Annotated in this window: 14 protein-coding genes; 7 read left to right on the top strand and 7 right to left on the bottom strand. The window is 55.2% G+C overall.

The genetic code is table 11. The features are described 5' to 3' along the window. Nucleotides 1–34: 34 nt before the first annotated feature. From ftsZ to mutT, 5 genes are all read left to right on the top strand, one after another. Nucleotides 35–1,189: a cell division protein FtsZ gene (gene ftsZ / locus HFD87_RS13700; RefSeq protein WP_010253892.1), complete on the top strand. Its 1,155-nt coding sequence runs from the start codon at nt 35–37 to the stop codon at nt 1,187–1,189. 101 nt (nt 1,190–1,290) lie between these two features. Further along, on the top strand, nt 1,291–2,208 hold the full coding sequence (gene lpxC / locus HFD87_RS13695) for a UDP-3-O-acyl-N-acetylglucosamine deacetylase (protein ID WP_010253894.1): 918 nt from the start codon (nt 1,291–1,293) through the stop codon (nt 2,206–2,208). Nucleotides 2,209–2,507: 299 nt separating this feature from the next. Then, nucleotides 2,508–3,014 (top strand): secA translation cis-regulator SecM, encoded by a 507-nt coding sequence (secM, locus tag HFD87_RS13690; RefSeq protein WP_231113919.1) that lies wholly within the window; start codon nt 2,508–2,510, stop codon nt 3,012–3,014. A 74-nt stretch (nt 3,015–3,088) separates the two neighbouring features. Further along, on the top strand, nt 3,089–5,797 hold the full coding sequence (gene secA / locus HFD87_RS13685; protein ID WP_010671827.1) for a preprotein translocase subunit SecA: 2,709 nt from the start codon (nt 3,089–3,091) through the stop codon (nt 5,795–5,797). 154 nt (nt 5,798–5,951) lie between these two features. Further along, entirely contained in the window at nt 5,952–6,347 is a 396-nt protein-coding gene (gene mutT / locus HFD87_RS13680; RefSeq protein WP_033780583.1) for an 8-oxo-dGTP diphosphatase MutT, read from the top strand. Nucleotides 6,348–6,382: 35 nt separating this feature from the next. Here the strand turns inward: mutT and yacG are convergent, their stop codons facing one another. From yacG to coaE, 3 genes are read right to left on the bottom strand one after another with little or no spacing between them, the layout of a single operon-like run. After that, nucleotides 6,383–6,580, bottom strand: coding sequence for a DNA gyrase inhibitor YacG (gene yacG, locus HFD87_RS13675; protein WP_010253903.1), 198 nt, complete (start codon nt 6,578–6,580; stop codon nt 6,383–6,385). A gap of 8 nt (nt 6,581–6,588) precedes the next feature. Continuing rightward, nucleotides 6,589–7,332 (bottom strand): cell division protein ZapD, encoded by a 744-nt coding sequence (zapD, locus tag HFD87_RS13670; RefSeq protein ID WP_033756556.1) that lies wholly within the window; start codon nt 7,330–7,332, stop codon nt 6,589–6,591. 4 nt (nt 7,333–7,336) lie between these two features. Beyond that, nucleotides 7,337–7,945, bottom strand: coding sequence for a dephospho-CoA kinase (coaE, locus tag HFD87_RS13665; RefSeq protein WP_010253911.1), 609 nt, complete (start codon nt 7,943–7,945; stop codon nt 7,337–7,339). 234 nt (nt 7,946–8,179) lie between these two features. Between coaE and HFD87_RS13660 the strand changes: the two genes are divergently transcribed. Beyond that, the gene (locus tag HFD87_RS13660) at nt 8,180–9,220 is read left to right on the top strand and encodes a GMP reductase (protein ID WP_167423562.1); all 1,041 of its coding nucleotides are present in this window, start codon (nt 8,180–8,182) and stop codon (nt 9,218–9,220) included. Nucleotides 9,221–9,245: 25 nt separating this feature from the next. On the opposite strand, the gene hofC is transcribed toward HFD87_RS13660, so the two are convergent. The 4 genes from hofC to nadC all read right to left on the bottom strand — a co-directional run bounded on the left by hofC (nt 9,246) and on the right by nadC (nt 13,336). Beyond that, the gene (hofC, locus tag HFD87_RS13655; RefSeq protein WP_167423561.1) at nt 9,246–10,445 is read right to left on the bottom strand and encodes a protein transport protein HofC; all 1,200 of its coding nucleotides are present in this window, start codon (nt 10,443–10,445) and stop codon (nt 9,246–9,248) included. Beyond that, nucleotides 10,438–11,823: a type II secretion system protein GspE gene (gspE, locus tag HFD87_RS13650; protein ID WP_158149560.1), complete on the bottom strand. Its 1,386-nt coding sequence runs from the start codon at nt 11,821–11,823 to the stop codon at nt 10,438–10,440. Before gspE ends, hofC begins: the two co-directional genes overlap by 8 nt. After that, the gene (gene ppdD, locus HFD87_RS13645) at nt 11,810–12,265 is read right to left on the bottom strand and encodes a prepilin peptidase-dependent pilin (protein ID WP_010253922.1); all 456 of its coding nucleotides are present in this window, start codon (nt 12,263–12,265) and stop codon (nt 11,810–11,812) included. Before ppdD ends, gspE begins: the two co-directional genes overlap by 14 nt. 174 nt (nt 12,266–12,439) lie before the next feature. Further along, entirely contained in the window at nt 12,440–13,336 is an 897-nt protein-coding gene (nadC, locus tag HFD87_RS13640; RefSeq protein ID WP_010671835.1) for a carboxylating nicotinate-nucleotide diphosphorylase, read from the bottom strand. A gap of 198 nt (nt 13,337–13,534) precedes the next feature. Here nadC and ampD point away from each other — a divergent pair, with 198 nt between their 5' ends. Next, nucleotides 13,535–14,086, top strand: coding sequence for a 1,6-anhydro-N-acetylmuramyl-L-alanine amidase AmpD (gene ampD / locus HFD87_RS13635; RefSeq protein ID WP_010671836.1), 552 nt, complete (start codon nt 13,535–13,537; stop codon nt 14,084–14,086). The last annotated feature ends 13 nt before the right edge of the window (nt 14,087–14,099 follow it).

The raw sequence follows: 14,099 nt of genomic DNA, 5'->3' as shown, positions 1-14,099 counted from the left end.
TCTCCAGGCGACAGGCACATAACGGAGAGAAATCATGTTTGAACCTATGGAATTAACCAACGACGCGGTGATTAAAGTCATCGGCGTCGGTGGCGGCGGCGGTAACGCCGTAGAGCACATGGTACGCGAGCGTATCGAAGGTGTGGAATTCTTTGCTGTGAATACCGACGCGCAAGCGCTGCGTAAAACAGCTGTCGGCCAGACCATTCAGATCGGTAATAACATTACCAAAGGTCTGGGTGCGGGTGCGAACCCGGAAGTGGGCCGTAACTCTGCAGAAGAAGATCGCGAAGCACTGCGTTCTGCGCTGGAAGGGGCAGACATGGTCTTCATCGCAGCAGGTATGGGCGGCGGTACCGGTACCGGTGCAGCGCCTGTCGTGGCTGAAGTGGCTAAGGAGCTGGGTATCCTGACGGTGGCGGTTGTCACCAAGCCGTTCAACTTCGAAGGCAAAAAGCGCATGGCGTTTGCCGAGCAGGGGATCGCCGAACTCTCTAAGCATGTCGATTCACTGATCACCATTCCAAACGACAAGCTGCTGAAAGTGCTGGGCCGTGGTATCTCTCTGCTGGATGCGTTTGGTGCAGCTAATGACGTGCTGAAAGGCGCCGTTCAGGGTATCGCTGAGCTGATCACCCGTCCTGGCCTGATGAACGTCGACTTTGCTGACGTGCGTACCGTCATGTCCGAAATGGGCTATGCGATGATGGGTTCAGGCGTCGCGTGCGGTGAAGATCGTGCGGAAGAAGCGGCTGAAATGGCGATCTCCAGCCCACTGCTGGAAGATATCGACCTTTCTGGTGCGCGTGGCGTGCTGGTCAACATTACGGCGGGCTTCGACCTGCGTCTGGATGAGTTCGAGACCGTGGGTAACACTATACGCGCCTTCGCCTCTGACAACGCGACCGTCGTGATCGGTACTTCACTGGATCCGGAAATGAATGACGAACTGCGCGTTACCGTGGTGGCAACCGGTATCGGCATGGACAAGCGTCCTGAAATCACCCTGGTAACCAACAAGCCAGCCAGTCAGCCAGTGATGGATCATCGCTATCAGCAGCACGGTATGTCACCGCTGCCGCAGGAGCAGAAACCTGCTGCCAAAGTCGTTAACGACCAGGCTGCGCAGTCGAACAAAGAGCCCGATTATCTTGATATTCCGGCCTTTTTACGTAAGCAGGCCGATTAGGATTAACCCTATAATTGGGATTCTCCGCTCTTTGTGCTAAAGTCTCTGTCCGCTGGTAAAGTATACTGGCGGTCGGACAGGTGATATTGCGAGATAATACGATGATCAAACAAAGGACATTAAAACGTATTGTTCAGGCGACTGGTGTCGGTTTACATACCGGCAAAAAAGTCACCCTGACATTACGCCCTGCGTCGGCTAATACCGGGGTCATCTATCGTCGCACCGACTTGAATCCACCGGTAGATTTTCCGGCTGATGCAAAATACGTGCGCGACACCATGCTGAGTACCTGCCTGGTGAATGATGAAGGCGTGCGTATTTCCACGGTTGAACACCTCAATGCCGCCCTGGCGGGTCTGGGTATCGACAACATTATTGTTGAAGTCGATGCGCCAGAAATCCCGATCATGGATGGCAGCGCAGCACCGTTTATCTATCTGCTGATGGATGCGGGCATCGAGCAGCTCAACAGCGCGAAGAAATTTGTGCGTGTTAAGCAGACCGTGCGTGTGGAAGAGGGTGACAAATGGGCCGAGATCAAACCGTTTAACGGCTTCTCGCTTGATTTCACCATCGACTTCAAACACCCGGCTATTGATTCCAGCTCACAGCGTTATGCGATGAACTTCTCTGCTGACGCCTTTGTTCGTCAAATTAGCCGGGCGCGTACATTTGGCTTTATGCGTGAAATCGAATATCTGCAGTCTAAAGGCCTGTGCCTGGGCGGTAGCTTAGATTGTGCGATAGGTCTGGATGATTTCCGCGTACTGAATGAAGAAGGCCTGCGTTTTGAGGACGAGTTTGTCCGTCACAAAATGCTGGACGCGATTGGCGACTTGTTTATGTGTGGTCACAACATCATTGGCGCATTCACTGCGTTCAAATCGGGCCACGCGCTGAACAACAAGCTGCTGCAAGCGGTTCTGGCTAAGCAGGAAGCCTGGGAATGGGCAACCTTCGAAGACGAAGCTGAACTGCCGCTGGCATTCAAAGCACCGAATCTGGTTCTGGCTTAATACCCCGGAACGTGAAACGGCTGGTTATGCTGACACCCTCTCCGGTCAGCGGCGCCAGCCGTTTTTTATTGCCTCTTATCACACGCCTGATGACTGCGACCTCGCTCGCAAAGCGTTGTCTGTTCTGCTGATTTGCTGAACAATCACACGTGTTTTCTCTCGCCATCACTTTAATCCCAGGTGTGGATGCCCCACATTAATGATACTATCTGTGGCGCTTTTACAGGCCGAAATCCGTTGCGGCTCGCGGCGGGTACCAGAAAACAAGAGCGCAACAGAGCATGCGCGATGGAAAGGTTGTGATCGGGATTCTTCTGCGCTGGCGACAATTAGGTAGACGCTACTTCTGGCCTCATCTCCTGTTAGGGATGGTAGCGGCCAGCTTTGGCCTGCCAGCCTGTGCGCAAAGCTCCGAACTCAACGCGTCGTCTGAATCTCCGGCCAGCAGTCTCTTTCTTGGCAATGCCACACGCTTTGATCACCTGATCCGGCTGCAGGAAGCGTCCCGACGCCCGAGCTTCAGCGTGGATTACTGGCATCAGCACGCCATCCGTACCGTTATTCGTCATCTTTCTTTCACGCTGGCGCCCCAGGCGCAGGCGGAGCAACAGGCATTACCGCTGGCGGCACAAAAGCTGGCGCTGATCGACTCACTGCATAGTTTACTGACATCACATTCTGCGCTGCACACTGCACCGCAGCAGATCTCTACGCCGCCTCTTTTCACGGCCGTTACCCGTTCATGGGTAGAGTGGCATGCCAGCGTGCATGGCATTCGCGCCGGACCTGCCCGTTTGTTCTGCTAATATTTTTGGTTTTATTCACTCTGTTAAGATTTCGCAGTCCGGAATGCTCCGGCTGAATTGAGAATATATTTACTATGTTAAGCAAAATATTAACCAAGGTTTTTGGTAGCAGTAACGATCGTACCCTGCGTCGTATGCGTAAAGTGGTGGACGTCATCAATAAGATGGAGCCCGATTTTGAGAAGCTCTCTGATGATGAACTGAAAGCGAAAACTGATCTGTTCCGCGAACGCCTGAAAAAAGGTGAATCGCTGGAAAGCCTGATCCCGGAAGCGTTCGCAACCGTGCGTGAAGCGAGTAAACGCGTGTTCGGGATGCGTCACTTCGACGTGCAGCTGATCGGCGGCATGGTGCTGAACGATCGCTGCATTGCTGAGATGCGAACCGGTGAAGGTAAAACGCTGACCGCAACGCTGCCAGCCTACCTGAATGCGCTGTCCGGCAAAGGCGTTCACGTGGTTACCGTCAACGACTATCTGGCACAGCGTGATGCGGAAAACAACCGTCCGCTGTTTGAGTTCCTGGGTTTAACCATTGGTATCAACATGTCGGGCCTGCCGGCGGTGGCAAAGCGTGAAGCTTACGCAGCAGACATCACCTACGGCACTAACAACGAATATGGCTTCGACTACCTGCGCGACAACATGGCTTTCAGCCCGGAAGAGCGTGTACAGCGTAAACTGCACTATGCGCTGGTGGATGAGGTCGACTCCATCCTGATCGATGAAGCGCGTACGCCGCTGATCATCTCTGGTCCGGCAGAAGACAGTTCTGAGCTTTACACCAAAGTGAACAAGATCATCCCTCATCTGGTTCGCCAGGATAAAGAAGATACCGAAACCCATCAGGGTGAAGGCGACTTCTGGGTCGATGAAAAAGCACGTCAGGCTCACATGTCTGAGCGCGGTCTGGTCAAAGTGGAAGAGCTGCTGGTCAGCGAGGGCATCATGGAAGCGGGCGAGTCACTCTACTCTCCGACCAACATCATGCTGATGCACCACGTCACCGCGGCGCTGCGTGCGCACGCACTCTTTACCCGCGATGTTGATTACATCGTGAAAGATGGCGAAGTGGTGATTGTTGATGAACACACCGGCCGTACCATGCAGGGTCGTCGCTGGTCTGATGGTCTGCATCAGGCGATTGAAGCGAAAGAAGGCGTTGAGATCCAGAACGAGAACCAGACGCTGGCCTCTATCACCTTCCAGAACTACTTCCGTATTTACGAGAAGCTGGCCGGTATGACAGGTACCGCAGATACCGAAGCATTTGAATTCAGCTCCATTTATAAGCTCGACACCATTGTCGTGCCGACCAACCGTCCGATGGTGCGTAAAGATCTGGCTGACCTGGTCTACATGACCGAGAAAGAGAAGATCGATGCCATTATCGAAGATATCCGTGAGCGCACCGCCAATGGTCAGCCGGTGTTGGTGGGAACCATCTCGATTGAAAAATCAGAAGTGGTCTCTAACGAACTGACCCGTGCCGGTATCAAACATAACGTTCTGAACGCCAAATTCCACGCCCGCGAAGCGGATATCGTGGCGCAGGCTGGTCAGCCGGGTGCGGTCACTATCGCCACTAACATGGCCGGACGTGGTACAGATATTATGCTGGGCGGCAGCTGGCACGCTGAAGTGGCCGAACTGGAAGAGCCAACTGAAGCGCAAATCGAAGAGATTAAAGCGGCATGGCAGATTCGTCATGATGCGGTTCTGGCGTCAGGTGGTTTACACATCGTTGGTACTGAGCGTCACGAATCGCGTCGTATCGACAACCAGCTGCGTGGTCGTGCAGGTCGTCAGGGTGACGCCGGTTCTTCTCGCTTCTACCTGTCGATGGAAGATGCGCTGATGCGTATTTTTGCCTCAGACCGCGTCTCGAATATGATGCGTAAACTGGGCATGAAGCCAGGCGAAGCGATTGAGCATCCGTGGGTCACCAAAGCGATTGCCAATGCCCAGCGCAAAGTTGAAAGCCGTAACTTCGATATTCGTAAGCAGCTGCTGGAATATGATGATGTGGCTAATGACCAGCGTCGCGCCATCTACAGTCAGCGTAACGAGCTGCTGGATGTGTCTGACGTTAGCGAAACCATCAACAGCATTCGCCACGACGTCTACAAAGTCACCATCGATACTTACATTCCGCCGCAGTCGCTGGAGGAGATGTGGGACGTGCCAGGCCTGGAAGAGCGTCTGCGCACTGACTTCGATCTGAACCTGCCGATTGCAGAGTGGCTGGATAAAGAGCCTGACCTGCATGAAGAAGTGCTGCGTGAGCGCATCATGACCCATGCTATGGAAAGCTACGCTGAGAAAGAAGAGATCGTTGGCGCAGAAATGATGCGCAACTTCGAAAAAGGCGTGATGCTTCAGACGCTGGATTCGCTGTGGAAAGAGCATCTGGCCGCGATGGACTATCTGCGTCAGGGCATCCATCTGCGCGGCTATGCGCAGAAAGATCCGAAACAGGAGTACAAGCGTGAATCCTTCGCCATGTTTGCTGCGATGCTTGAATCTCTTAAATACGAAGTGATCAGTACACTGAGCAAAGTCCAGGTGCGCATGCCAGAAGAAGTTGAAGCGATGGAGCAACAACGTCGCGAAGAAGCTGAACGTCTGGCACAGCAACAGCAGCTGAGCCATGTTGAAGAGGATCTGCTGGCAGCAGCAGAGCCTGTGGCGGAGCAGAGTGGCGAACGCAAAGTCGGCCGCAACGATCCCTGCCCATGTGGTTCCGGTAAAAAGTACAAGCAGTGTCATGGCCGCATCGCCTGAGACTGAATGCTAATAAAAAAGGAGCCGCTGGCTCCTTTTTTTATGGTCTCTGCCACCCAGGCAACAGCGACTCCGCTGAGCTAAAGCGGTTAACATCCGCTACGTCATGCTCTAAAATCAGGCTTCATTCACCCATTACTACCGGATAGTCTCCATGAAGCACCTGCAGGTTGCAGTTGGCATCATTCGCAATGCCAGTAAACAAATTTTCCTTGCCCAGCGCGCGGCGACCTCTTACATGGCGAACAAGTGGGAGTTTCCTGGCGGTAAGATTGAAGTGGGCGAAAGCGCCGAACAGGGATTGATAAGGGAACTTCAGGAAGAGACCGGGATTGAGGTCACCGAGGCACGCCCGATTGGTCATGCAGACCACAGCTATGACGATCTGCGGGTGACGCTGCATTTCTTTCTGGTTGAAGGGTGGAAAGGAGAGCCGTGGGGCAAAGAGGGTCAGCCGCAGCGTTGGGTTGATCAGCATGCATTGGTCGCGGAGGAGTTTCCGCCCGCGAATCATCAGCTGATTGCGCGTCTGATCGCCGGCGAACTCTGAGCGGATGGGGCAGCGTGCCCCATCCGGTTCGGCTGTCAGCGATCTTCTTCACTCCAGTTGTCACTGTCGTTCATATCGTCGCGGCTGGGAATGCGTTTCTCTTCTGCGGCCCACTCACCTAAATCAATGAGCTGGCAGCGCTTACTGCAAAAGGGGCGCCACGGGCTGAGTTCATCCCAGATCACATCTTTGCCGCACTGCGGACAGGCAACGGTCATCACTTCTTGCTGCATTTTTACCTCTAACAACAGGCCAGTTGAAAATTAAGGCGGGCCGGAACTTCACCACGCTCACTATCAAGCGGCATAAAACGAATGGCGTAGCGGCTTTTATGTCCGGACACCTGTGGATAGAGCGCATCCTCCAGCGACAACTGCAGTCGCAACAGATCGGCGCCTTCGGCATTATCCTGATAAAAACCATTAAGGCTGGTCTGCACATGAAACGCGCCGGACTGGCGGATCAGATCCAGTATCATCGCCAGCGCATGATGCAGTGGCTCCAGCGTCAGCATCCAGGCTTCGACCTGCGCATCGCGTGCTTCCTGCGGCAGATGGAGCCAGATGTGCAGGCCCGGCAAATCAAAGCTGCAGCATCCACCAGGGATGCTCAGGCGCTGCCGCACCAGGGCAATCAGACGGTCCTCGCGGAGTTGCTGGCCCATACGTGGGGCATTCATCAACTGCGTTGACTGAATTTTGAGTTTATCGCGCAGGGCATTAACCAGCGTCATATCAACACCTGGCACATCAGCCCATGCACGTAACTTTTGCTGCTGACGCTCCAGCTCTTTTAACAATTCAGTACGCATATCGCCACGCTCAAAAATGTCGAGCAGCTCGCTAATCAGGCGAAAAAAGGTCAGCGCATTAACGGTTTTATCCAGTGGGACAATTTCATCTAACTGATTGATCAAAAACTCAACCCGTAACCAGGTTCGCATTTTTTCATTCAGTGGGTGTTCAAACAGAACGGGTGTGCTCATGGTATTAATCCTGTTTCGTTGCCGCCAGCCTGAGATAGCGCTGATGGAGTTCGGCAACCTGCGGCAAGGCGTCGTCGGGCTCGCCACTGTTATCAATAATGTCATCGGCACAGGCGAGGCGCTGCTGGCGCGTCGCCTGTGCGGCAAGAATGCGTTTCGCCTGCGCGACGGAAAGATGATCACGCTGCCGGGTGCGCGCTAACTGAGTTGCCTCATCGACATCCACCACCAGTACCCGATCAGCCTGGTGCTGTAACTGATTTTCCACCAGTAGCGGCACCACCCAGAGCACATAAGGTGTGGTGGCTTCGGCGATCAATTGACGCGTCCGGGCATTAATCAGTGGATGCAGCAGCGCGTTTAACCAGCTTTTCTCTTCCGGCTGCTGAAAAATAATGTCGCGAAGCCGGCTACGATCAAGCTTCCCCTCATCAGTTACTATCGACGTGCCATAGCGCGCCTGAATGGCCTGCAAAGCGGGTGTGCCGGGTTCGACAACTTCACGTGCTATCAGGTCAGCATCAATAATTTCCACGCCAGACGCTGCGAATGCCTGGGCAATCGTACTTTTACCACTGCCGATCCCCCCTGTAAGCGCGACGATATAGGGCATGTTTCTCACCTGACTTCTCTTTTCGACAGGGCTTCAGGGTAATGATCTGTATAAAAAATGCAAAAATGCGCGTCAGATCACACCGATAAAGCACAATTAAATTTAACGGATTGTAGCGTAAATAAAGTGAAATTCGCAGTCTTGTCGCGCAGCGAGAGGCGCGTATCATAACGTCACTGGAGCTGTGCTTACTTCGTGAACGACGATTCATTGCCACTTACCAGGACACTGTTTATGCGTATTGAAGAAGATTTAAAACTGGGCTTTAAAGATGTCTTAATCCGCCCCAAACGCTCCACGCTGCAAAGTCGCTCACAGGTTGAGCTGGAACGCAGCTTTACCTTCAGACATTCGGGCCTGAGCTGGAGCGGCGTACCGATTATCGCCGCCAACATGGATACCGTCGGCACATTTTCAATGGCTGAGGCGCTGGCCAGCTTCAATATCCTTACGGCCGTCCATAAGCATTACAGCGTAGATGAGTGGCGTGCGTTTATTCAGCGCGTTCCCGCGACGGTATTGCAACATGTGATGGTTTCAACCGGCACCTCGGAGGCCGATCTCAATAAACTGGTTGCGATTATGGCGCTGTCAGACGATCTGCAGTTTATCTGTATCGACGTGGCCAATGGTTACTCTCAGCATTTTGTTGATTTTCTGCAGCGCGCCCGTGAAACCTTCCCGGCTAAAACCATCTGTGCCGGTAACGTGGTAACGGGCGAAATGGTGGAAGAGCTGATTCTCTCTGGCGCGGATATCGTTAAGGTCGGCATTGGCCCGGGTTCGGTCTGTACAACCCGGGTGAAAACCGGCGTGGGCTATCCGCAGCTTTCCGCTGTCATTGAATGTGCCGATGCGGCGCATGGCTTAAGCGGACAGATTGTCAGTGATGGCGGCTGCTCAGTGCCTGGCGATATTGCGAAAGCGTTTGGCGGCGGTGCCGACTTCGTGATGCTGGGTGGCATGCTGGCGGCACATGATGAGTGTGAAGGGCAGGTGGTCGAAGAGAATGGCGAAAGCTTTATGCTGTTTTACGGCATGAGTTCCGAATCGGCGATGAAGCGTCACGTTGGCGGTGTCGCGCAATATCGCGCAGCAGAAGGTAAAACGGTGAAGCTGCCATTACGTGGCCCGGTTGCTGACACCGCGCGTGATATCCTGGGTGGACTGCGTACCGCCTGCACTTATGTGGGGGCGGAGCGGCTGAAAGAGCTGACCAAGCGCACCACCTTTATTCGGGTTAATGAGCAGGAAAACCGCGTTTTCAACCGATAGTTATCCGGGGCGCAGCCTGCGCCCCTTAATGCATCGCATCACCCAGCCCGAACACCGGCAGATACATCGCAATCACCAGCGTGCCGACAATGCCGCCAATCACCACCATCATCATCGGTTCCAGCGAAGCAGCCAGTGTGTCAGCGCGCTCACGGGTTTCTGCCTCATGCCATTCCGCCAGACGAGCCAGCATTAAATCCAGCGCGCCCGCCTCTTCGCCGACGCGAACCAGCTGACCGCATAATGGTGTGAACAGCGGATGATGCATCAGCGCCTGATGCAGAGGATTCCCCTGAGCAATGTGCTGCTGCAGTCCGGCCATTGCTTCCCGCCATAGCAATGATGAGAGCGTCACTTCAACGGCAGCCAGTCCCTGTAGCAAAGTTAACCCGGCACGCTGTGTCAGATTCAGAATGGTGTAGATCTGCGTCAGCTGCGTGCCACGCCATAACCCGGAAAGCAGCGGGATGCGCAGGAAAATCGCCTGCTCACGGCGCTGCCAGCCCGCAGAGCGTCGTCGTAACTGATGCCATGCCACCAGCATCAGCGATACGCCGATGGCTAACATCGCTCCCCACTCCTGAAGCGCGGCAGATAACTGCATTACCGCTGCCGTAAAGGCGGGCAGAGGGGCATCAAAGGAGTCATAGACGGCAACGAACTCTGGCAGAACGAACAGGAGCATGCCGCAGGTGACCGCAATCGCCACCAGCAGAATGAACAGAGGATAACGCAGCGCCTTCGTCACCTGATGCCATAACTGCTGTTGCCGGATCTGCTGCCGGGCCAGTTCACTGCAGCAGGTATCCAGCTGACCGGTCAGTTCGCCCACCTCCATCAGGGCCGGATAGAGTGCCGGAAAAATCTGCGGCCATTCACGTAAAGCCTGAGAAAAAGGGGCGCCGCTGAGTACCCGATGATGCAGGACAAGCATCAGAGCACGCCAGCCTGCATGCGGATGGCCCTCAGCCAGTAAAGCCAGACTCTCTGCCAGCGGCAGTCCCGCTTTGAGCAGGGTTGCCAGCTGACGAATCAGATCGGTTTTGTGCTGCCACTTCCACTCCCTCTGACGCCACACTTTTTCTCGTTTCCAGCTCACCGGCAGAAGATCGCGCTGCGCCAGCATCAGCAGCAGGTTATCACTGTCGATAGCCAGTAGCTGGCCACTGACTAACTGGCCTTGGCTATCGACCGCCTGCCAGCGAAATAAAGACGCATCAGCCATCGTCCAGCCCAATCACCCGTTGCATCTCTTCCAGCGAGGTATCGCCCCGGCTTACCGCTTCCAGGCCAGAAACCAGCAGGGTGCGTAATCCCTGCTGTTTCGCCAGGCTGAGCAAATTCTCCAGCGGCATTTCGGCGGCGATCGCATTTTGCAGCCTGGCATTGATCGGCAGCAGTTCAAACAGCGCCAGCCGGCCAAAATAGCCGGAAAAACAGTGGTCGCAGCCGGGAGCTCGCCAGGTTTGCAAGGTACCGGGCCAGAGTTCCGCAGGATAGTGCGCCACCGCCTGAGCGGGCTGACGGCAGTGGGGACAGAGGCGTCGAACCAGGCGCTGAGCAACAATCAGTTTCAGCGCCGACCCCAGAAGATAACCGGGAATACCCATCTGTCGTAGCCGGGTCAGGGTCTCGGCGGTGGAGTTGGTGTGCAGCGTTGACAGCACCAGATGTCCGGTCTGTGCCGCTTTAACCGCAATCTCCGCCGTTTCAGCATCGCGGATCTCCCCGACCATGATTACATCTGGATCCTGTCTCAGCAGCGCCCGCAGCACGCGGTTAAAATCGAGGCCATTTTTAGCATGGATCTGCGTCTGATTAACGCCGGGCAGGGGGATCTCAATCGGATCTTCAACGCTGCACAGATTTTTTTCCGGCGTATTCAGGGCACTGAGTCCGCTATAGAGCGTAAACGTCTTGCCGCTGCCGGTAGGCCCGGTGACCAGAATCAGCCCCTGCGGCTGCGCCAGCGCGGCGCAGAACAGGCGCAACTGCGCGGCGGGTAAGCCGAGCTTATCCAGCGACAGCGCCGCGCTTTCACTCTGCAACAGCCGGACCACCGCTTTCTCACCACCGTAGATGGGTAAGGTGGCCAGGCGAAAAGAGGCGGGTTTACCGGCGATCTCCAGACTGAACTGACCATCCTGCGGTAACCGGCGTTCGGCGATATCCAGTCCGCCGAGGATCTTCAGTCGCGCCAGTAGCGCAGCAGGCTGGGTGACGGGCAGGGAAGATAGAGGGTGCAATACGCCATCGATACGCAAACGCACCCGCAGGCCATCACGGCCGGGTTCGATATGGACATCAGAGGCGCGACGCTCCAGCGCCTGACGCAGGATCAGCTGTGTCGCTTCGATCGCTGATTCTGTGGGCGCCTCTTCGCGCGCCACCAGCGGTGTGTCAGCGTGCTGAAGCTGGTCGAGCCGGGCCTGCGGCCAGCATTCAATTTCAATCTGACACTGGCTGGCAAAATGGAGGGCTTCAGCCAGCCCTGGCGGCACGCTCTCCGCGACGGCAACACGCAGCTGGCTGGCATCATGGTGCAAAACCAGGGCGCGATAGCGCTGACATAATGCCGCGATCGCCTCATCAGGCTTGCTCATCGCTGGCTCCTTTATCCGCAAAGCGGAACTGCTGCAGGCAATTGTCACGCAGGCTATTGTTGCTGCTGGTGCAGCTGCGTTGCCAGCTGATGCCGCCCTCGGTGCTGTCCCAGAGAGGCAGCATTTCAACGCTCAGCCCATTCAGGCTCTCCTGGCCGGTCAGCGTAATGACCCCGTTGGTCACGCTCAGTGCTGAGACATAGCGCGATCCCCTGGCAGCAGGAATACCCGCTTCTCCGGCCTGGCACTGCGTCGGGCCGCCGCGCTCCATGGCGCAAAGCTCAACAGCGGTTTTATAGGGCACCATGGTTTGCAGCATGTCGGTAAGGGCAGCACGCTGCAGATAATTTTGATAAGCGGGCAGGCCGATGGCACTTAAGATTGCCACAATACCCACCACAATCATCAGTTCAACCAGCGTAAATCCACGTTGATAATTCATCACATCGTCTCCGTATTAAGAAGGCGACAGGTTAAAAATCGGGAGCAGTAAAAGACAGGCAGAGATGGGCAAACTGGAAAGCGTGATGTGAACAGATTTCAGACTTACAGCGCAGTCGAAACTGCGCCGGAAGCAGGGTCGCAAAATCACCGTGTTGAGTGACGGCGAGGCAGGCTATTTTTGTTTAAAGCGCATCGAGAGATCCAGCGCCCGCACATGCTTGGTCAGCGCGCCAACCGAAACATAGTCCACGCCGGTCAGGGCGATCTGTGGCAGGGTGGTTTCGGTGACGTTACCGGAGACCTCCAGCAACGCCCGACCCTGATTAAGTTCGACGGCGGCACGCATCGCTTCCAGGCTGAAGTTATCCAGCATCACGATATCGGCTTCCGCTTCCAGCGCCTGACGTAACTCCTCCAGCGATTCCACCTCAACTTCAACCGGCACATCGGGCTGCAACCATTGCGCTCTTTCCACTGCCTGCCGAATCGAACCGCTGGCAATAATATGGTTCTCTTTGATGAGATAAGCGTCAGAGAGGCCCAGCCGATGATTACTGCCACCGCCGCACAACACGGCATATTTCAGCGCAGTCCGCAGTCCGGGCAGGGTTTTACGCGTGTCCAGCAGTTGCGTCTGGCTTCCCGCCAGCAGCGCGACATAGCGGCTGACTTCGGTAGCAACGCCTGAGAGCGTCTGCACAAAATTAAGCGCCGTTCGCTCGGCGGTCAGCAGTAGCCGGGCAGGTCCCTCGATTTCAAACAGCAGCTGGTCAGCCTCGATCTGATCACCATCTTCGACATGCCAGATCAGGGTCGCGTGTGAGCCGAGCTGAATGAACACCTCTTCAACCCAGCGTTTACCACAGAAAACACCGGCTTCGCGGGTGATGACCTGCGCATCGGCCTGGGTATCGGCGGGTAACAGCTGCGCGGTGATATCGCGGTCAGCGTCGATCTCGCCCCCGAGATCCTCTTTTAACGCCAGCGCAACACTATCCGGAATGTCACTTTCAATGCGTTTAATCAGCGCCTGACGACGGCTGTCGGGATCATAACCACGGGATGACATAGGCGTTTTACTCCTGAAAGGGGAAATGACAGAGGCGGTCACAATAGCCTGAACCGCCATTCGGTTCCAGCAACTGATAGTATTTTGTTTAGTATCCTTAACACGCAGTGCGTGAATGTCATCAGACCGGCACACTAAGAAGCAAGAATCCTTTATTATTCATGCTATTCTCAGCCAGGTGAAATAAGGAAAACCGCTATGAAAATCAAACAGGGCTGGCTGACCCGCGTGCGTCATGTGCCGTCGCCGCATTGCAACGAACGCCCTGATAATGAGGCACCTTCACTGCTGGTGATCCACAATATCAGCCTGCCACCCGGTGAATTTGGCGGGCCATGGATCGATAAACTGTTCACCGGCACCTTACCGCCCGATGCCCATCCCTATTTTGCGGATATCGCCGCGCTGAAAGTGGCGGCACACTGCCTTATTCGCCGTGACGGGGAGATCGTGCAGTATGTCCCCTTTGATAAACGCGCCTGGCATGCAGGCATTTCGCAGTTCGAAGGACGTGAGAACTGCAACGACTTCTCCATAGGCATCGAACTGGAAGGGACAGACAGTGAGCCTTATAGCGAGGCGCAATATCGGGCCTTGCAGCAGGTGACGCAATTACTGCTGCAACACTACCCGTTAACGCCTGCACGTATCACGGGGCACAGTGACATCGCACCGGTACGCAAAACCGATCCCGGACCTGCTTTTGACTGGGACTACTACAAACAGCTGTTAACGCAGCAAAAATCCTGATTTTTGCGGAGTC

Source organism: Pantoea sp. EKM21T (genome assembly GCF_011800405.1).
Lineage (GTDB): Bacteria > Pseudomonadota > Gammaproteobacteria > Enterobacterales > Enterobacteriaceae > Pantoea > Pantoea agglomerans.
The sequence above is the reverse complement of the archived record's forward strand: the minus strand, read 5'-3'. Positions and strand labels throughout refer to the sequence as shown.